This is a genomic window from Alteromonas sp. G4i13, assembly GCF_054960505.1.
Genome location: NZ_JBHNYX010000016.1, coordinates 23,253 through 45,445, shown reverse-complemented (window position 1 = coordinate 45,445; position 22,193 = coordinate 23,253). Strand labels below are relative to the sequence as shown.

The window sequence follows — 22,193 nt, the reverse complement described above, 5'->3', positions numbered from 1 at the left end:
ACTCACCTTTCGTCTAACCACCAGGTTTTGTTCGGAGCTTCGCCTGCACCCTTAACCGGAACAACTTCGCCAAAGATAGGAATACTGGTGGGAACACCCTTAGCACCAGCAAGGTCTGTGATTTTTATTAAAGGCTCATTCCAATTATGTAGTGCTAAATCAAAGGTACTGTTGTGCACGGGCATCATGACACTAGCTTGAATATCAATATGGGCTTGCAAGCTCTCTTCAGGCAGCATGTGAATGTCAGACCATAGCTCGTTGTACGCACCGGTTTCAATCATCGATAAATCAAACGGACCGTACTTTTCACCAATGGCTTTAAATCCGTCAAAATAGCCCGAGTCACCGCTGTAAAAGATATTGGTATTTGCAGACTTGATAACCCAACTTGCCCAAAGAGTTTCGTCTCTATCAAATAAACCTCGTCCTGAGAAATGCTGAGACGGTGTGGCCACTATTTCAATGTCGCTCACTTTTGTACTTTGCCACCAATTTAGCTCAACAACTTTATTTGCATCCACACCCCAGTCACGTAAATGATTGCCTACTTTTAGCGGTGTAATAAACACGTCGACTTTGTTTTTTAGTATTTCAATACTGCCCTTATCTAAATGGTCGTAATGATCGTGACTTATGATAACGGCATCTAATTTAGGCAAATCTTCCAGTGAAATTGGCGCTTGGTGGAAACGCTTGGGTCCCATCCATTGGACGGGAGATGCACGCTCACTAAAGACCGGGTCGATCAATATATAACGCTCGGCAAGTTTCAATAGGGTAGTAGAGTGGCCCAGCTTTATCACGCTGTCTTCTGCAACTGCGTCAAGCATTTGTGGTGTAAGTGCCGACACGGGTATGTCAAACGTTGGCGTTGCAGCATCTCTATTGTCACGAAAATACGCTTTGGTGACTTTCCACATGTCTCGCCACGTCGTTTTATATTCAATATGAGTATTAGTGAATTTTTCAGGTTGCGACGCGCTTGCAGCAAGGGTGTTTGAAGAACCACAGAAAGATGTCATAAATAAAACTCCAACAAGAAAGCGTGTGCGATTAAAAACGGGCATGCTCTCACCTTAAATAAAAAGTATACTGCACAGTGTAGTTTACCCATAATAAACTAATTTTATTAAAAGTAAACTGTTGGGTGTAGTTTTTGTTGCTTTGTCTGAAGTTTGGGTTGTACTGACAGATTTAACTATGAAGCACAATTACTTTGTAATACGGGACGCTAATCTGGGATGAGTTGAGCGAATGCTTTTGCAGAACTAGGTGAATTAAAGCAACCTGTTAACACATAGCCAATGGTATTGAACTTATTGTCGAGCAGCCTTGCACTAACACCATTATTACTTTGTTCTTCAATTATCCAACGACTGCGGCCAACAGAAGTATGAATGGGTAGCACCATGTTTATAGGATGACAGCTGGTTTTTACGACAATGGGCATAATGGGGTAGGACAAATGCGCGGGTTGCTTCCCGTTCATTTTCTCGTTGGCTAAGTTTGACGCCAGTAACTTAACTTGATTCAGTAATGGCGCGACATAGGGCAGTACTACGCCAACCCGCTCGGGCTTAATTTCAGCAATTATATGAGCGTTTGCATCGTCATGCTGTGTTGAAACTTGCGCACAGTCTCCCACGGCAAATACATCTGGTGCCGATGTTTCTAGGTTACTATTGGTTAAAATGCCTCGCTGACACGAAATGTCAGCGCGTAACGCCAACTCAATATTGGGCTTTACACCAATTGCTGACAGCACAAGGTCGCTTTTAAATCGCTCTCCGTTAGCAAGCAACACTTCTACGCCCTGCCCATCATTTTCAACACGCGATACTGTAGTGCCAAAGTGAAATGCTGCACCTGCCTCTGCTAATGCATGAGTGAGTGAAGTAGAAGCTTCGTTGGGCAGCAGCGCACAGAGCGCACTGGGTTGAGGGTCGACAATACTCACATGAACACCTGCCTGCAGCAGGTTATCAGCAAATTCACAGCCAATTAAGCCAGCCCCCATGATCGTAATGTGGCGAGCATGCGCGGCGTCGGTAATGAACTGTCCATAATCAGTGAGGTTATTCACAACGCGAATCTTGTGACTTGCATTACCCTCAATAGCTGGCGTCATTGCCGATGAACCTGTAGCTAGAACTAACTTGTCATAAGGTTGCTCTCCGCCACCTTGAAGTAACACGCATTTAGCGTGCGTGTCGATATGTTCTACCAACGTATGAGTAAACAGTCTAACGCGATATTGGCGTGAAAAATCCGAAGCCACACTTTGCGTAAGCGTAGCGACACTTTTTTGTTGCGCATAAGCATTAGATAGCTGAGGCTTGCTGTAAACCGTACCATCATCTGCACAGATAACAACAATGGGCGTATGTTTGTCGTGTTGACGGTACGATTTCACAAAGTTAACGCCCGCCATGCCCGAACCTACAACCACAATAGGAGCATCGCTTGCGTCGTTGTGCTGAGTTCCTTGGCTGGCTAACGGCTTTGTGCTTGCAGGGCCTTCACTGTCGAAGGGGTGAAGCGATGCCTTTTGAGTGTTTATATGCTCAACACCGCTCACCTCAGCCACTTGTTTCATTTGAAAATCAGGCTTACTAATGCCGCATTCAGGGCAACGCCAATTGTCGGGAATGTCTTCCCATTTAGTACCTGGACGTAAGCCTTCTTCAGGGCAGCCTTGTTCCTCATCATATAGCCAACCACAAGCCTGACATTCCCATATTCTATACTGCGACATAGCTTCTACCTCACCGAGCCTTTTGTTTTATAGCCACTAAAGACAATTTTTTATGCAAAACAGTCGTTACACTGAAAGAAGTGCATCAAGCTCTTCATTAAAGGCGTGTAAAGCCCACTCATTCTTACCGTATTGAATGTAGGGCAGGGCGCCGCTTTCTAACGACGATTGGATAGACTCACCCAAAGCCCAATCCTCGTTGAGCGTGGTATTGGTGATGTCGTGGTTTTTCTGCCAATGACGAAGCTGATTAATATCGTTAAGATCGGTATTCTTGGGGATTAAGGTCGTAATAGTAATTTCGGTTTCTCCCGCGCTCAGTGGGCGAAAGTTAATAAATTCCACGTGTTCTTTTTGTATAAGCAGTGCCGAATTCGGCAGCAACATGAACAGCGTGTGGCTATAGTCGTGCAGCGATAAATCATCTGTTGCCTGTGCTTCCTCAGACGACAGGTTCTTTGTGGGCATAACTACCCGGTAATGCATATCAACCTTGTCAATTACCGCAACATTGTTGTAAAAAAACGGCGCAATGGTCTCTTTATGTGCAAATGCAAAGTGATAAGTCTCAAGTCCACCTTCAGAAAAGAGCTTCCAATTACCCTTCCATACCTTAGTAAAGCGCTTGAAATGCGTTAGTTCATCTGCTTTAAGCCACTCAAGGTGCGCATTCATACCTGCCAAGTGTCCCGTTAAATGGGCTTTGATATCTTCATTTTCAGCAGCGCTTGGGCATACCCATATAAAGCCATACATTTCGATGCTTGGCAGTGCAATTAAGCCATTGTCTGACTTATTGGTATTTGGAAAGCAGTGCTGGTGACCTGGAATGTTGTTAAGTGCGCCATCAGTGGTATACGACCATGCGTGGTAAGGACATACAAACAGCTTACTGCACCCAGAGCCTTCAACTAATTTCGCACCTCGATGTCGACATGCGTTTCTAAATACGCGCACGAGGTTGTTCGAATCTCGGCTTACAATCAACGAGCCCATAGTTGTCTTAACTTCCTTATAACTGTCGAGCTCACCTACTTCAGAGGCATGAGCCACAATGGTCGGTAGAGAATTGAACACCTTTTTTAGTTCATCGTTAAATCGAGATTGGCTAGTGTATCTGTTGGTGTCTGAACGCACCTCAATATCACTCAGTGAGGTGGTTTTGTTAGCGACGTTTTGTTTCGCATTTTTAATCAACAACTTTTCGATATCGGTGTTCATGATGTCACTCCTAAACGGGAAGCGTATGTTTTGATAAATCAAACGCGGTATGCGCATTTTAATTTACTTACCGGTTGGTAGGTTTTTACAAAATACCTACCAGGTGGTAAGCTGTCAATATGCTATCTACACTTTTTGCTTTGGAATGATGAAGTGAAATTAAAAACGAAAGATAAGTTATTGAGTACTGCCACAGTTCTTTTTTCGAAAAATGGTTTCTATGGTACAAGTATTAACGATGTTGCCGCGGAGGTTAGCGTTAGCAAACAAGGCCTGCTGCACCATTTCCCATCAAAAGAAAAACTTTATGCAGCCGTAATAGCGCAGGCGGCGCATCATCTCGTCGATTTGGTAGAGGAAATAAGAACTGAATCAGATAATGCGCAAAATCAGCTCTTCGCACTATTTAAAAGAATGGTATGTGCTGATGAAGAACGATTGAGAGTAATTATATTGCTTATGCGTGAGTTACTTGATAATCGCGAACGTGCTGAACAAGCACAAAAGTGGTTTTTACGCCCGTTTCTTGATGATGTTGTAGCTATTGTAACGAACGGGCAGCAGCACGGGTATTTTAAAGGGCAGTCACCGCTTGCTTTCGTATATCACTTGTTGGGCGCAACGCAGTACTATGTGGTTTCCCGTCCCACGCTCGACAAGCTTTACACGCGCGAAGAACGAAAGCTACATGAACAGCACCACATGGAGATGTTGAAGGGTATTATTTTTGATGCATAACCGCCCCTAGCACGGTATTTCGTTAAGTACTTCAATTTCTCGACGTGAATATTGACCCTTGATAGGGCCAATATTCAACCTGTTTCTACAAATGAAAGCTAATAAAATACGCTTTCTCTTCCGCTAACGGTTTGTTTGTTGCACAACCCTCAATTCCTAGTCCTACCAAAAATTTTACCACTTTTAACTGATTAAACTTTTTAACAAATAATTTCATTACTGTTGACAATCTACCGCGTGGTAAGTTATTTCTATTTTACCTACCGCGTGGTAGGTTTTTGGCTCACTCATGCCTAACTAACTGCCTAAGGATGCGAAATGATGAATGATGTACTCCCATTAAGTGCGCTAAAACACAACTTTAAACATCTTGCTGTGAAGCTGGCATTTTACCAACCTGATGGTGCAAGGCAGCGCGTATGGACCTGGGAGGAGGTAGAAAAAGCGGTGCGATCGTTAATAGGTGGTTTGCATGATTTAGGACTGGGTAAAGGCGATGCTGTGGCAATTTATGGCAAAAACAGCGCCGAATGGATAATTGCTGACTGGGCGGTAATGCTGGCTGGTATGGTTTCGATCCCCATTTACCCAACGGCAAATGAAGAAACGCTGGCTTTTATTATTGAGCGTACAAAATGCAAGGCTGTATTCATTGGAAAAGTTGACGATTACCAAATAGGTCAGCGGGTATTTTCTTCTTCACTTGCACAGATAGCGCTTCCTTGTGATTCCATTGACGGCCCAATTGCATGGAAAGATTGGATGGCTCAAAAATCGTTTACTGGTGAGTTCTTTAAAGGGGCAGCTGATAGTGTTATTAGTATCATGTACACATCAGGCTCAACTGGCACACCTAAAGGCGTCGAACTCACCCAATCTGCATATGCATCAGCATGTGGTGATACTGCAAGATGGCTTAACGTAAATCAAAGCGATAGGCTCTTTTCCTACCTACCTCTTGCTCATATTGCCGAGCGTGTTGTTACCGAAGGTATGATGATTTATGCTCCAGGTGCAGTGACTTATTTCTCCGAATCACTTGAAACCTTCATTGATGACCTGAAGGCGGCAAAGCCAACTGTTTTTTTCTCAGTTCCTCGCCTATGGGCCAAGTTCCTTGCTTCAATTTATCACACTGTCCCCAAGAAAAAACTGTCATCACTGTTGAATGACCCTTCTGTAAATCAAAGTATTAAACGAAAAATAAAATGTAGTTTAGGTTTCGAAGAAACAAGAGTTTGGGTATCGGCTGCCGCGCCAATCGCGAGAGAAATTATTGAGGAGTTTGAAGCCCTTGATATCTACATTTCTGAAGCCTGGGGCATGACTGAGGTAACGGGGGCAGGGTGTATTAACTATCCGTTTAAATCGTCGATGATAGGTACAATAGGCAAGCCCTTTACTGATGCTCAGGTTCGTCTCTCACAAGATAATGAGATTCAGGTAAAGGGGCGCAATGTATTTGAACGTTACCATTTGAGTCCAGAGGTAACCGCTGAAAGTTTCACCGACGACGGCTGGTTTAAAACCAAAGATAGAGGTGAGTGGGATGAGCAGGGCGCTCTTAAAATCGTAGGGCGATTAAAGGACGAATTCAAAACGACAACGGGAAAGTACATCATTCCTTCTCCTATCGAGGCAGTGATGTGCAATCACGACATTATAGAGCTAGCGTGTGTGATGGGAAGCAATAGGCCTCAACCTTTCGCTGCAGTTGTGCTTAGCGACACTGCATCATTATTAGATAAAGACGCTATTAGACGAGAGCTTGAGCGGTTTCTTCAAAATACGAATGAAAGCTTGGAAAACCATCAAAAGCTAAGCCATATTCTTGTGGCAAGTGAACCATGGACTATTGAAAATAATATGCTTACGCCGACGATGAAAATTAGGCGCTTTGAAATTGAAGCAAGATTTAAAGAAGCTGCGTCAGCACTTAATAATCAACAAAAAGTGTTGTGGTGTGAATAACCAGTAGCAATACTAGCACGTATTCAAACGACGTTATTTCTCAGCAAAACATAAGCCACAATAGGATTTGTTCATTGAGTGGGCGTTAGCATATACATAAAAAAGCTGGCAAGCTAAAAAAGAGCCAGCTTTTTCTGTACAATTGGGTTGTAGACTTTTTACTCAGACTTTATACCGTGGAACGTACAGTGCAGCACAGGCAATATAAGCAGTGTAAGTACGGTGGCAACGGTCAGACCAAATACAATAACAACTGCCATTGACGCGAAGAACGCATCAGAAAACAGCGGGATCATACCCAGTATGGTGGTGATGGCTGCCATTGAAACGGGACGTACACGAGATACTGACGCGGCTACTACGGCATCGAATGCGCCACTGTTACCCTTTGCCTGTACGTTTATTTCTTCCATTAATACGATCCCGTTTTTAAGCACCATACCAATAAGGCTTAAGCTGCCGAGCAGCGCCATGAACGTAAAGGGTGCACCAACTAGCACCAACCCGCCAATAATGCCGATAGTGGTGAGTGGAATTACGCCCCATATCGCTAACGCCTGACGAAGCTTGCCAAACAGCAAAACGGTGATAATGAACATACCTAATATACCAATAGGCATACTTGCAAATAGGGCGCTTTGCGCGTCTGTTGATGTCTCGTATTCGCCGCCCCATTCAATGTGGTAGCCATCAGGCAGTTTAAGCTCTTCTACAAGAGGGCGAACTTTAGCTTGCACGCTCGCAGCCGTCTCACCGGATAAAGGCATGGGCTCTGCATAAACCGCCAGCATCCGCACCCGGTTGCGGCGTTTGATGATAGGGTTATCAAGCGATACATCCACATTGCTGATAACATCAGCCATACTTATATATTTACCTTGTTCTTGGCTCCATACGTTAAGTGAGGCGAGGTTATCTATGTCATAGCGCTGGTTTGGATCGTTGCGCATGACAATAGGTATTAAATCGCTACCTTCACGATAAAGGCCCACAGTTTCACCTTCATTGTTCAGTAAAAATGCGGTGTGAACGGCATCTCGCGTTACGCCGATACGCCTGGCTTGTTCTTCCAGAAACACAGGTTCAACAAATGGGACTTTGTTGCTCCACGACAAGCGAACGCTGTCCATGGTTTTCTCTGCTTGAAATATCGCTTCAATGTCGCTGCTTATCTCACGCAAAACTTCAGGCTCTGGTCCGTAGATTCTCGCTTCAATTGCCGCTTTTGCAGAAGGGCCTACTTGAAGTGCTTTTACCTTGTATTGCACATTAGGGAAGTCTTCTCGCACCAGCTCGATAATTTCTCGCATACGAGCATCACGAGACTCAACCGTATCAGTTTCAACGATAAGCTGACCATAACTGGCGTATCTGTCTTCTGGCGCATAGGTGAGGGTAAGGCGCTGTGCTCCACCGCCAATAACGCTTGTTACGTTGGCGATATTCTCCATGCCTAACACGTTGTCCTCTAAGCGACGAATAGACTGCTCGGTGGTTAAGATGTCGCTACCTTCAGGCAACCACAAATCGACGAAAAACAGCGGTGTGGATGAATCTGGGAAAAATGCATTTTTTACGAATTTACCTGACGCCATGCTGCCTACTAATGCAATAAGTACCAGTACAATTGTCACGTAACGATGATTGATAGCAGCAGTAAGCACACGCTTGTATACCGTAAAAATAATGCCCTTATATGGGTCGTCATCTTCGTCATTAGTACCGCGCTCTTTTTCAGTTTTAAACAGTAAGTCGAAAAAGAAGGGGGTAATGGTAAGTGCGGTGATCCAACTTAAGAAAAGCGAAAAGCACAGTACCCAGAAGAGGGAGCCGACGAATTCACCTGTGGCATCTGGCGATAGACCAATTGGCGCAAAAGCGGTAATGGCAATCACAGTCGCGCCAAGCAGCGGCAACCCATTTTGCGACACCACGTCTTTTGCCGCCTGAAGCTTGGTTTGTCCTTTTCTCACACCAATCAACATGCCTTCGGTTACCACGATGGCGTTGTCGACCAACATGCCAAGAGCAATAATAAGCGCACCCAAGGAGATTTTTTGCAACTCAATGCCTTTTACCGACATCAATATAAAGGTGCCGAGAATGGTAAGCACAAGAATGAGCCCCATCAGAACGCCACTGCGCCAGCCCATGAAAAGTAGCAGCACGAAAATAACGATGGCCACGGCTTCAACAAGGTTAATAAGAAAGCCAGTTACAGAATCGTCGACCACTGTAGGCTGGTTGTAAACGGTATCCAGCGTCATACCCAGGGGCATACGCTGCTCTAGCTCGGCTATTTTGCTATCAAGCCGTTTACCTACATCAACTACATTTACCGCCGACGCGAACGACACACCAATTGACAGAGCCGGCGTGCCAGAACTGTGATAAAGGATTGAAGGGGTATCGTTAAGCTTGCGCTCAATAGTCGCAATATCTGTTAAGCGAATAAGGCCGCTTGCCGGTGAGCCAATCACCACCTGACCTAACGCTTCTAGGTTATCAAATTCGCCAGTGGGCTGTATGGACAGGCGCTTGCCCTGAACCTTAATCGAACCCGCGTTGCCCACTACATTTTGCGCGGTTAAAAGGCCAGCAATGGATTCTGCAGAAACATTAAGGGTTTTCATTTTATCGTGATCTAACGACACAATAATCTGTTCATTAACGGTACCGGCAATCGACACCTTTTTTACACCGTCAACAAGCTGAATCTCTCGCTGCATTAAATCTGCAAAGTCTTCCATTTGCTTAAGGGAGTAGTCTTCGCTTTTAAGGGTAAGCAGCAGGCCAAAAACGTCACCAAAATCATCATTCACAATCGAGGTGCTGGTGCCAGGTGGCAGTGATGCTTGTGCATCGCCCACTTTACGGCGCAAGTTGTCCCAGTATTGCTCTAGGTCCTTGGCCTGAACACTACTTTTAAGCTCAACGGTAATTTGCGATAGCCCAACCATGTTTACTGAGCTGATTCGTTTCACGTTGGGTATACGCTGAATCGCCTTTTCAAGCTGCAGCGTAACTTCTTCCTCAACTTGCTCAGGCGTTGCCCCTGGGTATTGAGTAATAACCAGAGCATTTCTAATGGTGAATTCGGGAAACTCTAACTGACCTAAGCCAAGAAAAGTCACAATGCCGCCAACACCCAAGATGATGGCGACCATCCAGCTAATTACTTTTTGACGAAAAAAATACTCGACCATGGCTTATAGGCCCCCTTCTTTCGTCCACTCCGTAACAGCTTGGCCTTCTTTTACAAGATGAGCTCCAGCAGCAACGATTTTATCATCGTCGTTTAGCGGGCCTTCAACTAACAGACCGTTGGAAATACCGCGCGTAATCATCACTTCTACTGCTTCTACGGTGCCCTTCGTCGCGTCGCTATCACTGGGTTTAAAACGCCATACAATCGCTTTGTCTGGATCTGCATTGTCGGTAACCACCGCACCAAAAGGCACTAGCCAAAGCTTCGCGTTAGACTCAATGAGTTTCGACATATCAAGTAATACGGTGGCGCTCATGCCCGCTAGAACATTGATGTCGTCTGGTTCTGGCAGAGTAATTGTTACCTCATAGCTAAGCTCGCCTTGTCGCGTGGTGCTTTCGTGATCCTTATACATGGCCGCGTAACGCTTGTCTGGCATACCTGAAAAGCTCACCCATGCCATTTCAGATGTACGATTTTCACGGGCTCGTGAGCGATCAATCATACGCATTTTTTGCTCTGGCAATTGAAACGTAACGTCGATTGCACCCGGCATATGAAGCTCGGCAATGGTTTGCTGCGGTACAATGACTTGGTAATTTTCAACAGGAACAGACGCTATAAGCCCCGCAAACGGTGCGCGAAGCTCCGTATAGCTTAGCTGGTCCTGTGCGTTGGTCAGACTGGCTTTAGCGGCTAAGAAATTGGCTTTCGCTTCATCAAAAGTAGAGCGGCTTACCGCGCCTTTTTCAACGGAAGCCTCCATGCGTTCAAACATAGCCGATGACACGTCAAACTGAGACTGGGCAGTGGCTAACTGTGCTTTCGCGTCTCTATCATCAAGTCTAGCGATAAGCTGGTTCTCTTTAACTTCCTCGCCCGCTTTTACTTTGAGTTCTTGGAGTTTGCCGCCAATGCGAAACGAAAGGTTTGAATACTCAGCCGCTTCCACTTGCCCCGGGAATTTAGCGATGGTTTCGTCTGAGTGCTGCACTTTATAAAGCGTTACCGGTGTTGATGAGACTGCCTTGGGTGGCGTGGGGGCTTCCTCACACGCACTTAATCCAGCGAGTGCAGTAAATACCATCACAGTGCGCAGGGCTAAGCTGTGAAAGAGACTTTTTTCAGACAACATGGTAACTCTCCATTTAAATAGACCACTTTTTATTCCCACTAAGGCAATGGGTTATCTTGTACAAGGCGCGTGTTAACTTTTGAACGTGAAAGATAAAAAGCCAATATACGACAAGTTTGATATACATACAGGTTATAGCGCTTTTTTCCCTTTTCGATCAGCTTTTTGTTTATTTTTACAAGGCGATAGTATGCTACCGCCCATAAATATTCGTAAGTGTCCGGTCACTATCAGACAATTACCCTCTCGAAATACCGCCGGCTAGCTCACAATTCACCCTAATCAGGGTTTTCATCGGGCGCGAGGTTTTCAGCATAGCCTTTCGGTGGTGGCGTCCAGCCACGCATTTTCGAATGCTTGTCGTGTAAATCTGCTTTTAGCGCATTTTCGATTAGCGACTCAAGTTCAATAAAGAGTTTCAGATAATTATTGTCTACTCGTTCTCCGCTGGCCTCATCCGCCCACGCGTGATACAGCACATCGTTTTGCTGAGCCTCAATATTTTTATACGCCATTTTTTGCCGTTCAACTTGGAAAGGGTGAATATTGAGTGAGCGAAGTGCCTCTGCGCCCATTTCAAGAGCGCTGTGGTATGTTTCTGATACCACAAAATCTGCGCCCAACTGGCGCAAGCGATACCCATGACCGCGGTCAAAGGCACGCGCAAGCACTTTAATGTTAGGAAATGCGTGCTTGGCGTATTTCACCATTTCGGCAGCGGTTTCTTTATCATCTATAGCAATAACTAGTAACGATGCTTCATGGGCGCCAGCAGTATGCAAAATGTCTGGTTTGGATGCATCGCCAAAATAGGCTTTGGTGCCAATCCGTCTGATAAGGTCTATTTGCTCAGAGCGAATATCAAGCACAACGGTATTTACATCGTTGGCCACTAAAAGACGGTTAATGATTTGTCCAAAGCGCCCAATTCCAGCAATAACGACGGTGCCTTTCTCGTCAATTTCATCTTCAGCTCGCTGTGATTTCGCATTTTTGTAGCGAGGAATGATGGCCTTGTCGAAAAGAATAAAAAGTCCTGGCGTTAGGAACATTGAAATGGCAACAACAAGCGAGAGAACAGAAATAATGTCGCTAGGAAGCACATAGTTTTGCGAGGCAAAACTTAATAGCACAAAGCCAAATTCACCCGCCTGAGCAAGGCTTAGTGTGAACAGCCATTTGTTAGTGCCTTTTATTTTAAAAATTAAGGCGATGATAAACAGCACAATGGCTTTCACAAGCATAACTGCTACGGTTAGCCCTGCTATTAGCATTGGGCTCTCACTAAGTACAGAGAAGTTAATGCCAGCGCCTACCGTAATAAAAAAGAGGCCTAACAATAAGCCTTTAAACGGCTCGATATTAGCTTCAAGTTCATGCCTGAATTCACTGTTTGCCAAAACTACACCAGCCAAGAATGCACCAAGGGCGGGAGAGAGACCTACAAGTCCCATTAGTGCTGCAATTCCTATAATGAGCATGAGCGCAGTGGCGGTAAAAATTTCCCGTAAACCCGACGCAGCAACAAACTTAAATAAGGGGCGACTTAAGTAGTGTCCTCCGATGGTTAAAAAGGCAATTGAGCTAATGATCACGAGACCTGAAGCCCAAGGGGCAAGCCCTTCAACTAAATTAAAGCTATCGTGTGATCCTGTATCGCCGCCATGTGCATTTCCTGCTTCGACCAGTTCGGGTATGGCAAGAAGAGGGATAAGCGCAAGCATGGGAATAACCGCGATATCCTGAAACAGCAACACAGAAAAAGCGCTTTTGCCTCCTTCCGTTTTTTGCAGCCCTTTTTCCTGCAACGTTTGTAAAACAATGGCAGTTGAAGAAAGGGCGAATATAAGGCCTATTGTAAGGGCAATGCTAAAAGGCTGATCAAGCAATATGGCTACGCCTGTGATAAGGGCGGTGGTTAACGCTAACTGAAGTCCGCCCAATCCCATTAGTTTTGACTTCATCGCCCAAAGCGAACGAGGCTCTAGCTCTAGCCCAACTAAAAACAGCATCATGACTACACCAAATTCAGCAAAATGCTGAATTGCGACAGTTTCGTCACCAACAAGGCCAAATATGGGGCCAATCACTAGCCCTGCTATTAAATAGCCTAGTACAGACCCTAATCCAAGACGCTTCGCAATGGGCACTGCAATTACGGCCGCGACCAGATAGATAAATGCATATAGAAAATAGCCAGTCACATTAATCTCCTTGAGGTGTACAAAGGTCTGCGAGATTCTCGATGTGCTTTGCTTTTTCTAAATTCAGGGTGTTAGTGGTCAATTTGTTTAGCAAGGTTGTCCACTTACCTCTATGTTCAGCAACGCGATGCTCTTCTTGCGCAGTACGAGAGCCAAAGATCGCAAAAGGAGCAATGTAGGTCATGTGCGTGATCTGAGCCATTTGCTCTAAAGGCTGGAGCAGTTGCCTGATGGTGTAATGATTAAAGCCATCAGTTTGATAGGCTTCTTCCTTACCGCCTGCACTTAATGCGCAAAGAAATAATTTATCTTTAAGTGCAGTGCCTTCATGCCCATAGGCAAAACCATATTCCAACACTAAATCTTGCCATTCTTTTAAGATTGAAGGTGTGGAATACCAGTAAAGTGGAAACAGAAAAATAATGACATCGTGGTCAACTAAACGCTGCTGTTCCCGCTCAATATCAATATTGAAATCTGGATATTCCGCATACAAGTCAACAGCAGTAACGTGTTTATTCATTTTTGCTTCGTGAAAAAGCGGCACATTTACTTCTGAACGGGTTTGCGCGGGATGGGCAAAGAGAACCAGTACTTTCTTACTTTTCTTAGTGCTCTCTACATTGCTTTCAATGATGTTCTCGTCAGTCATACATTTCTACTCAGTGCTACAGCCAGCTCTCGTTGAGCGATAAGGAGCCGTTGATTGTTGATGTGCAAAACACGGCAAAGGTCAAAAGACCCTAGGTTATTCATTAATTCAATCTGTACGTTTAGAGCAAATAAGAATGTGTTTTTCCTCAAAGTTATAAGGTTACTAATATTTATTAGGTTGAAAAAAGTAACCTGATTACCATTATGCACTCACGTATAAAAACAGCTTCGAATAGAAGCGTCGACGGAACACTATTTTTAACTTTTGCTTAGAACAGTATAAACATGAAAACACCAGTAAAAACACTCGCACTTGCATTATCTTTACTTTCTCCCCTTGTTTCTCTTTCTACTCAAGCCCTGCCGCAAGGAAGTGAGCTTAAAGCTGGGGCTGCGGTATGGAACTTGTTTGATGACGCAGACCGTTACGCATTGCACGTCGCCTACATCCATAAACCGCTGGACTCGTTTTACGGTTTACGACCTACCGTACTTCTGGTTAATGCGGACCAAGGCCAACATTACTTCGCAGCGGGTTTGGCAAAAGACGTCTACAAATACAATGACTTTTCAGTACGCGTTGCCTTTCACGCGGGCATTGTTGATGAATCTGAAAATTTAGGCGACACCATTGAATTCTATTCATCACTTTCCGGACTCTACAATTTTTCTGAATCATTTTCGCTAGAAGCTGAAATTGGCCACATTTCTAACGGCGGGCTAGGGGACACTAACCCTGGTTCAGAATCGTTTGTATTAAGTGCTCACTACCATTTCTAATCTCGCCTAAACAAGTTGTGCCTAGTTCGTTCGTTAAACAGCCCGCTTAAAACGCGGGCTGTTCATTTTTGGCAAAGACTTTTTTAACTTAACTTTCTGTCGGGCAAGGTGCGCCGCCGTTAATCCAAACCGACATTGCCTTAGCAAACTGTGCATGTGTCCCAGGAGCAGGTGTTCTGCCTGGGCCGGGGTTCCATGCCCATCTCACTAATGGATCATCACTGACATGGTGTTCAAATTCTTTTTTGAACGTTTTCATGTCATCTCTACCCCCACGTTGAGCAAGAAAAGAGTTCAAACGCGGGTTTAACCAATTGTTGCATAATTTTGAGGGGGTCATGTCGCTGCCAATTATCATGGTAGGAGGCGGCATGTGCCACACGAAACCTGGCATAAGGTCGTTTGCTGCGCCAGGCGGCCTGCCGGGTTCACGCGCATTTTCATCTTGGTGACACCCACGGCAGTTTACGGGGTGCGTCTCGCCAACCTGAACAAACTTTCCGTCTTGAACAGCCATTTTTAAGTTGTTCAAAGAGGTAATGTTCATCGGATGAGGAGTTTTGTTGTCGCCCACCGTTGGACGGTGAGCACCGTCCTCAATAACACCGTGACAATTCACACACCGTGGATGTGTTGCCACATCGAACAAGTAGTTGAACGCAGTCGTTGGGTTAGGATCTTGCTGATAAGCTTCAAAAGCAGGTGTTGAGTTAGCCACTTGTGAAGCGTTAGCAGTTAAACTTTCATGATTGCTATCGTCATTTTCATGTAAGCTACACCCGATGAGCATAAGTGCGAATAGGGCGCTTACTCCTAAAGCAGATATCATTTTCATCATACTGCCCTCATACTTTTAGTGCTGCGGTAACGTGTTGAGCAAGCATGGGCAAATGACGTAGCCGTACACCAATGGCTTGGTACACGGCATTGCCGATAGCCGGCGCGACACCAATAACGCCTGGTTCACCCAGTCCTACTGGAAATTCCTCACTTTCAACGAGTTCAATATCCATCTCTGGGACATCGTTCATACGTAGAGGAAGGTAGGTATGTAAGTTTGTTTTTGAAACCTGACCGTTTTTCACTTCGTTATGTTCAAACAGTGCCAAGCTCAATCCCCACAGCAGTGAACCTTCAAGCTGTGCCATCGCGCCATCTGGATGAATAACAATACCAGCATCAGACACAACCCATAACTTCTTAACCGTTATCTTTCCTGTGCGCTTATTAACGTGAACATGGGCTGCAGTCGCGAGCCAAGCTGGCATAGTACGTTCTTGACCTGCACTTACGCTATAGCCAATGCCTTCATCAGCACCAAGTTTAACATTCGCCGTCTTTTTCTTAAGAATCTCAAGCGTATTGGCAAGTCGAGTGGCACCGCCGACACTTTCTGGCGCTTTGCCCCCTTGTTTTCCTTTTCCGTCTAACATGGCAAGTCTGAAGTCGACGGGGTCTTTGTTCGCTTTCATTGCCACTTCGTCAATAAATGATTCTAAGCCCCATACAATCCAACCTTGACCTACCGAACGCAGCCAACCTGGCGTAAATGTATCTTGTGCTACCTTATTGTTAACCGCACGGGCGCGATGGTGAGACATGGTGTACCAATGGTCGGCGCCAGATGCCGAGAACATATCGACTTTTCCTTCGCCGCTTACTCCTGGTGCTAGAAATCCTGGTGCCATTTTTAGTGTTGGCCAGCCTGCCGCAAGCGCATGCTCCATGCCTAAAAACTGATTATTTTCATCAAACGACGCATTAAACAGCGAGGTAGATGCAGAGCGGGGTTGATCAAATAATGTATCATCCGGGCGCATGAACACCAATTTGACTGGCTGGCCAGCAGCTTTAGCTGTAAGCAAAGCTGGAACAATCCAATCTCCATAAAGGCGTCGACCAAAACCACCGCCAAGATAATATTGGTGAAGGATCACATCACTTTCTGGCACTTCTGCGGCCTTAGCTACAGTAGGGAGTGTTAGGCTCTGCCACTGGTTACCCGTATGAATATGCCATTTACCACCTTTAAATTCAGCAATAGCGTTAAGTGGTTCTAGCTGGAAATGATTGGCTGTTGCGGTGGTGTATAAAGCCTCAATAGTTTGTGCCGCTTTTGATTGCGCCAGCTCTATATTTCCTTCATCTACAAAAACGGTGCCTTCCTTGCGATCACGTACAATTCTTTCGCCTTCTTTTTGTATATCAGCTTCAGAAACATTAGCGGTTTTACCGGCGTTATAGCTGACTTTCACCATATCAACGGCTTTAATCGCTGTGGGGTAGTCTGTAGCCAATACAGTAACCCAACCTTCAATGGTACCGCTCGGATCGGTAAGCACTTTATAACCTTTGTATCCCGGTAAGCTCTTAGCTTTACTGTCGTCCACATTCGTTACTGCACTGCCATAACGAGTCGGAGGCAGAATGGGGCGTGCGTAAAGCATGTTTTCCACTTCCACATCAATGCCGTATACCGCAGTACCGTTAGTTTTAGGCGGAATGTCGAGTGCTTTGTAGTCTGCGTTAACACCGATAAGGTGGCGTTTTTTACCCGGTTTAATTGGCAATTCAGCAAGCTCATCTGCACTGAATGTTTTGTCTACTTTGCCATTCGCTACGATATCGCCGTAGCTAATTTTTTTGTTACCTGAGATAACAAAGCCTTTTTCTGCCTTACAACTATCGGCAGGCACGCCAAGTAGCTTCGCACCTGCATCAATTAACACCATGCGGCCAGCGGCGCCCGCCTGAGACATTGGCTTGTAAGTATGGAAAATTGACCAAGAGCCGCCTGTTACCATGTAGCCCCATTTCGGGTCTGTATCAACGTGAACTATAGACACTTTCTCCCAGTCGCACTCAAGCTCATCAGCCAAGATTCTAGCGATTGGCGTGCCGATATGCTGACCCATTTCCGCTTTGGCTATGTTGACGGTAACGTTGCCATCTGTATCCATTTCAAACCAAATATTTGGAGAAAACTGTTTGGCTTCAATACTTTCTTTCGCCGACAGCAGGGATGGAATAGCGGCAGCACCAAATGCCATGAATAAAGACGTTTTCACTGATCCCACCATAAAAGACCGGCGAGATAAGTTGATCATGTCTTTCTTTTCTTGAGAGATATTTTTCATGCTCATGCGTTTTCCCCTTCTGATGAAGCGGTTGGATCAAAGTATTGAACAGAAGACGTTGCAGCGCGCTTAATCGCCTTCTTTATGCGCGCGTAAGCCATACAGCGGCAATAATTGGTGCTCATGTGATTAACAATATCTTGGTCGCTCGGGTTTGGATTTCTATCTAGCAATGTCGCTGCTTGCATGATTTGGCCAGACTGGCAATAGCCACACTGAGGAACCTGCTCTTCTACCCAAGCAGATTGCAGCGGATGCGCGTTGTTGAAGCTTTCAATAGTGTTTACGTTCTTATCTTTAGCTAACGAAACGGGATAGGAGCAAGAGCGAATAGCGTTACCATCAATATGTACCGTGCATGCGCCACACATCGCTACACCGCACCCAAACTTGGTACCTTTTAGTCCAAATTCATCGCGTATTACCCAAACGAGAGGCGTATCTGATGCAGCATCTGTCTGCACTCTTTTTCCATTTAACGTAAATTCAATCATGGTTTGTGTCACCGTGAAGTTAATGTTTAATATGCTCTCGCCAAGGCGCTGTACTTGGTTTGAACGGTCTGTTTTGCCTGTTTTAATTGGTATTATTAAAATCTGGCCGCGTTGGCTCTCCCTTTAATAACTGCTCACTCCATAGACGCCCGAATGAACCTTTCGAATTGGAGTTAGACTAATTAACTAAAGGTATACTAGAGGCCAAACTTGCTTATGTGGTCTATTTTAGTTACCTTGTTCAAACAAACAATTAGTATACTTTTAGTAACTAGGTGGCTTTTTTAGGAAAATAGATGGAAAGTGAAATAAAAACAGACGCTAAGGGTAGAAAAACCGTTCTAAATACTTGTACAGAGCCTTGTGCTATAGAGCGTGGAATGCGCCTAATTGGTGGAAAGTGGACGGGTTCTATTATTTATCATCTCAAAGATGAGCCTGTTAGATTTAACGACCTGTGTAGAATGCTTGGCGGCGCCAGCCGGAAGATGGTCGATCAGCGCCTTAAAGAGCTGGAAAACAACGGTATGGTGATCCGCAACGTTATCGACTCTCGTCCAATAGCGGTTGCTTATAGTCTCACCGAGTTTGGGCGCTCAGCGCTAGATATTCTTGAACAGCTAAGAGTCTGGTCTGAAAACCACACGAATGATTAAATACCGCTAGCGGTGAGCATTTATCTCACCGCATTTGCTTTATAAAGAGCTAGACCGACACTAGCGGTAATCGAAGTACTTTTTCAACAAGCTCTCCGGCTTTTTCTTGGAAACCAACAAAGTGTTCAGTAGCTTCATGAGCATCAAGGGCATCCTGAGATTGCCATTTCTCCGTAATAACAAACACACCCTCTTCACTTGCATGTAGGTCATACATCACTGCGCCGACTTCTTCTCGGCTTGATTTAACCAAGGGTAACAATGCGTCTAAAAGTGCATCTTGTTGGTTTGGTTGAGAATAGATTACGACTGAAAACTCGATCATTTTACTGTCCTATTGAGAAAAAACGCTAACATAGGCAACTAACGGAGTAATGGTTAGCGTTTAAAGCTGACTAGCAACTTTTTTCAGGTGAAAAGCAATCTCCACCATCAAATGCCTTTTACCGCTATGTCGCAGTTAGACGCTATCTAAGCCTTTTTCTTAGATGCATTTTTTAGCGAATGAAAAAAGTTAATCTATAATGATTTATACTAAAGTATAAAAGGGTGCTCATTATCCTTTGAGTGCCACCTCTTGAGGCGACGGAATGCAATTACCGAACGGGGCGATGCCCTATGTTTGAAAAAACTTTTCACTTTTGTCCTGTTGGGCTCGCTCACGTAAGCGTGGATGGAAGCTTTATACGTGTAAATAAGCGACTGTGTGATTTTTTAGGATATTCTGATGAAGAACTAACGACGTTAACCTTTCAAGAATTAACTGCGCCAGATTATCTTGATGAAGATCTAAGTTACTTAGAGCGGCTGATGGCAGGTGATATCGATGACTATGCGATTGAAAAGCGATATGTAAGGCGCGATGGCGAGCAAGTTTGGGCGAAGTTAACAGTGTCTTTAGTAAGAGATCAGCGCGGCAACCCAGACTATTTTATTTCTATTGTGGAAGATATCGACGAGAAAAAGCGCATCCAGTCTGAGCTCTTTCAAGTTGATGCCTTGTTTAGCAAAATTGTTAGCGCATTTTCTGATAGAACGTTTATATGGGTGGCGACGCCAGACTTGTCTAAACTGCAATACGTTAACGATGGCTATTCAAACATATTCGGTCGCAACGAGTACGAACTTTACTGTAACCCTATGAGCTTTATTGATCATGTACATGAAGATGATAAAGCACGGGTGTTAAAACTGTTCAGTCAACGCCCTTTGCAGAATTGGGATATTCAATATCGTATATACGACTCGAAAGGCGAAGTGAAGTACCTTCACGATCGCGGAAGCTTGATATTTGACGACCGTGAAATGCAGTCGCTTATTTTAGGTACGGCCGACGATATAACAAGAGAGAAAACGCAGCAACAAGCTCTGATGAGCGCCGTCACTAAATTAGAGCACCTGTCGAAAACCGACTCGCTCACTGGACTTGCCAATAGGAGAGAGATATTTAGCCAGTTAAGTGACGAAATTTCTCGTATGGATCGTGGCCAACAAACGTCAACGCTTGTTTATATAGACTTAAACAAATTCAAAGAAATTAACGATAAATACGGTCACAAGGTAGGAGACAAGGCGCTTGTTGAGTTCTCTGAAAGAATGAGTGGTTTGCTGCGTGATAGTGATAGATTCGGTCGTATTGGCGGAGATGAATTTGTGATCCTGCTCTATGGCACGGGTGAAAAGGAAACGGAAGCTTTTTTCAATAGGGTTGCCCAAAGCGACTTTGAAGTTAATGTAGATGGCAATAAAGTAGTACCAATTGGCTTCAGTGTTGGCTGGGTTGAGTGGAGCGAAGGGATTGAAACCGTGCAGGAGTGGCTAGATAAGGCCGATGAGGTAATGTACGGAAAAAAGCGTTATCAGCAAGTTTTAACCGCGATTGATAAAGCGATGTAGACAGCTATTCCTGAGACTCGATATCTACATCGCTTTCGCCATTCTATTTTTGTCTTTGAGCGAACCAGCGCGCTATTTCCTGACGCTCTTCGTCTGTCATTTTTGTCTTGTTTAAAAATGGCATGTCTTTGGTCACAGTGGTTCTTCGAACCACTTGTGGCGCAAACCTTTCAATATCTTCCCATGTATCTAATACTACGCCTAAAGGCGCGACTTTAAAGATATCGTCGGTTGGCGTGCGCGAGTGGCAACCCACACAATGGGTTGTAATTAAGCTTACTACTCGCTCATTGCTTACTTCAGAACTCGCTTGGGCGACTGCATTGTTAGCCGTTACTTTTTTACCTACTTCATCGATAAGGGTCACATCTTCATGTCCTTCATTCGATGTATGTGATGGCGACTGTGGCCATGACACCCATAGGGCGATTGCTAGCATGGCGACTGCGCCAGACACTAAAATACCAGGTTTAGTAGTGCCTACATGACGCAAGTTAAAGAAATGACGTATCCAAGCGGCAGCGGCCATTATCGCAATGAGTACCAGCCAATTTTGCGGGTGTTGATACGTCATGGGGTAATGATTTGAAATCATGATAAACAGCAGAGGCAGCGTAAAGTAGTTATTGTGTACCGAACGCAATTTAGCGCTCGCACCCCAAGTAGGATCAATATCTTTCTTATCGGCTACAGCTGCTACCATTTTGCGCTGGTTCGGCATGATGTTGAAAAAGACATTCCCTGCCATGATAGTGCCAATAAGCGCACCAACGTGAATATAGGCACCGCGACCGCTAAACCACTGGGTAGACAGGTAGCTGACAATACAAACAAGCGCGACTAATCCAATACCGAAGGCAAGTGGATATTTTGCCAATGGGCTGCGACACGCAAATTCGTATAAGGCTAGTCCGCCAAAGATTAACCCTAAACCTAAAGATATTGCCGTGGTCGGTGACATGGCGTTTACCGATGGGTCGATAAGATAAGCGCTAGCACCAAAGTAATAAACAATTATGAGTAGTGCGAAACCCGATAACCACGTGGTATAGGCTTCCCACTTAAACCAGTGCAGTGTTTCTGGCATTTTCTCTGGGCCATAGGCGTATTTTGCGACCTCATAAAAGCCGCCACCGTGAATAGCCCATAAGTCGCCTTTGATACCTTTGTCCTGTTTCCATTTAGGTGGCGTGCGTAGATTGTTATCCAACCAAATGAAGTAAAACGACGCGCCAATCCACGCTACACCCGCTACAACGTGGAACCAACGTACAAATAAACTTATCCAATCTAGCCACGGCATTATTGTTCTCCTTATTTAGGGCCAAAAGGCCCTACAGC

The 22,193-nt window shown here is 44.9% G+C and carries 17 protein-coding genes; 5 read left to right on the top strand and 12 right to left on the bottom strand.

What is annotated here, in order from left to right:
* Positions 1 to 2: 2 nt before the first annotated feature.
* The 3 genes from ACFI6J_RS09780 to ACFI6J_RS09770 all read right to left on the bottom strand — a co-directional run bounded on the left by ACFI6J_RS09780 (position 3) and on the right by ACFI6J_RS09770 (position 3,979).
* Entirely contained in the window at positions 3 to 1,070 is a 1,068-nt protein-coding gene (locus ACFI6J_RS09780; protein ID WP_435786796.1) for an MBL fold metallo-hydrolase, read from the bottom strand.
* 164 nt (positions 1,071 to 1,234) lie between these two features.
* Positions 1,235 to 2,758: an FAD-dependent oxidoreductase gene (locus tag ACFI6J_RS09775; RefSeq protein WP_462555400.1), complete on the bottom strand. Its 1,524-nt coding sequence runs from the start codon at positions 2,756 to 2,758 to the stop codon at positions 1,235 to 1,237.
* Positions 2,759 to 2,824: 66 nt separating this feature from the next.
* The gene (locus tag ACFI6J_RS09770; protein WP_462555402.1) at positions 2,825 to 3,979 is read right to left on the bottom strand and encodes an aromatic ring-hydroxylating oxygenase subunit alpha; all 1,155 of its coding nucleotides are present in this window, start codon (positions 3,977 to 3,979) and stop codon (positions 2,825 to 2,827) included.
* Between the two features lie 153 nt (positions 3,980 to 4,132).
* On the opposite strand from ACFI6J_RS09770, the gene ACFI6J_RS09765 reads away from it, so the two are divergent.
* Together ACFI6J_RS09765 and ACFI6J_RS09760 are read left to right on the top strand one after the other, a co-directional pair.
* Entirely contained in the window at positions 4,133 to 4,717 is a 585-nt protein-coding gene (locus tag ACFI6J_RS09765) for a TetR/AcrR family transcriptional regulator (RefSeq protein WP_179983009.1), read from the top strand.
* A 318-nt stretch (positions 4,718 to 5,035) separates the two neighbouring features.
* On the top strand, positions 5,036 to 6,688 hold the full coding sequence (locus ACFI6J_RS09760) for an AMP-binding protein (RefSeq protein ID WP_462555405.1): 1,653 nt from the start codon (positions 5,036 to 5,038) through the stop codon (positions 6,686 to 6,688).
* A gap of 158 nt (positions 6,689 to 6,846) precedes the next feature.
* Here the strand turns inward: ACFI6J_RS09760 and ACFI6J_RS09755 are convergent, their stop codons facing one another.
* The 4 genes from ACFI6J_RS09755 to ACFI6J_RS09740 all read right to left on the bottom strand — a co-directional run bounded on the left by ACFI6J_RS09755 (position 6,847) and on the right by ACFI6J_RS09740 (position 13,887).
* Positions 6,847 to 9,894: an efflux RND transporter permease subunit gene (locus ACFI6J_RS09755; protein ID WP_061485508.1), complete on the bottom strand. Its 3,048-nt coding sequence runs from the start codon at positions 9,892 to 9,894 to the stop codon at positions 6,847 to 6,849.
* 3 nt (positions 9,895 to 9,897) lie between these two features.
* The gene (locus ACFI6J_RS09750; RefSeq protein ID WP_039225671.1) at positions 9,898 to 11,031 is read right to left on the bottom strand and encodes an efflux RND transporter periplasmic adaptor subunit; all 1,134 of its coding nucleotides are present in this window, start codon (positions 11,029 to 11,031) and stop codon (positions 9,898 to 9,900) included.
* 278 nt (positions 11,032 to 11,309) lie between these two features.
* Positions 11,310 to 13,235 (bottom strand): monovalent cation:proton antiporter-2 (CPA2) family protein, encoded by a 1,926-nt coding sequence (locus ACFI6J_RS09745; protein ID WP_101564079.1) that lies wholly within the window; start codon positions 13,233 to 13,235, stop codon positions 11,310 to 11,312.
* 1 nt (position 13,236) lies between these two features.
* Complete coding sequence (locus ACFI6J_RS09740; RefSeq protein WP_283626440.1) at positions 13,237 to 13,887, bottom strand: NAD(P)H-dependent oxidoreductase; 651 nt, start codon at positions 13,885 to 13,887, stop codon at positions 13,237 to 13,239.
* Between the two features lie 287 nt (positions 13,888 to 14,174).
* Here ACFI6J_RS09740 and ACFI6J_RS09735 point away from each other — a divergent pair, with 287 nt between their 5' ends.
* Positions 14,175 to 14,669, top strand: a complete 495-nt coding sequence (locus ACFI6J_RS09735) for an acyloxyacyl hydrolase (RefSeq protein WP_101564083.1) — start codon at positions 14,175 to 14,177, stop codon at positions 14,667 to 14,669.
* Between the two features lie 88 nt (positions 14,670 to 14,757).
* Here ACFI6J_RS09735 and ACFI6J_RS09730 read toward each other — a convergent pair whose 3' ends face one another.
* Genes ACFI6J_RS09730 through ACFI6J_RS09720 form a run of 3 tightly spaced genes read right to left on the bottom strand, consistent with a single transcriptional unit; the run spans position 14,758 to position 18,300 of the window.
* A complete protein-coding gene (locus tag ACFI6J_RS09730; RefSeq protein WP_348670777.1) occupies positions 14,758 to 15,507 on the bottom strand; it encodes a hypothetical protein in 750 nt (249 codons plus the stop codon).
* Between the two features lie 7 nt (positions 15,508 to 15,514).
* Positions 15,515 to 17,812, bottom strand: a complete 2,298-nt coding sequence (locus ACFI6J_RS09725) for a molybdopterin cofactor-binding domain-containing protein (protein ID WP_348670778.1) — start codon at positions 17,810 to 17,812, stop codon at positions 15,515 to 15,517.
* Complete coding sequence (locus tag ACFI6J_RS09720; protein WP_014976187.1) at positions 17,809 to 18,300, bottom strand: (2Fe-2S)-binding protein; 492 nt, start codon at positions 18,298 to 18,300, stop codon at positions 17,809 to 17,811. Before ACFI6J_RS09720 ends, ACFI6J_RS09725 begins: the two co-directional genes overlap by 4 nt.
* 296 nt (positions 18,301 to 18,596) lie before the next feature.
* Between ACFI6J_RS09720 and ACFI6J_RS09715 the strand changes: the two genes are divergently transcribed.
* Positions 18,597 to 18,956, top strand: a complete 360-nt coding sequence (locus ACFI6J_RS09715; RefSeq protein WP_014949063.1) for a winged helix-turn-helix transcriptional regulator — start codon at positions 18,597 to 18,599, stop codon at positions 18,954 to 18,956.
* A gap of 49 nt (positions 18,957 to 19,005) precedes the next feature.
* On the opposite strand, the gene ACFI6J_RS09710 is transcribed toward ACFI6J_RS09715, so the two are convergent.
* The gene (locus tag ACFI6J_RS09710; protein WP_014949064.1) at positions 19,006 to 19,281 is read right to left on the bottom strand and encodes a putative quinol monooxygenase; all 276 of its coding nucleotides are present in this window, start codon (positions 19,279 to 19,281) and stop codon (positions 19,006 to 19,008) included.
* Positions 19,282 to 19,574: 293 nt separating this feature from the next.
* On the opposite strand from ACFI6J_RS09710, the gene ACFI6J_RS09705 reads away from it, so the two are divergent.
* Entirely contained in the window at positions 19,575 to 20,852 is a 1,278-nt protein-coding gene (locus ACFI6J_RS09705; protein ID WP_039225683.1) for a diguanylate cyclase, read from the top strand.
* A gap of 43 nt (positions 20,853 to 20,895) precedes the next feature.
* Here ACFI6J_RS09705 and ACFI6J_RS09700 read toward each other — a convergent pair whose 3' ends face one another.
* A complete protein-coding gene (locus tag ACFI6J_RS09700; RefSeq protein WP_348671129.1) occupies positions 20,896 to 22,155 on the bottom strand; it encodes a urate hydroxylase PuuD in 1,260 nt (419 codons plus the stop codon).
* Between the last annotated feature and the right edge of the window lie 38 nt (positions 22,156 to 22,193).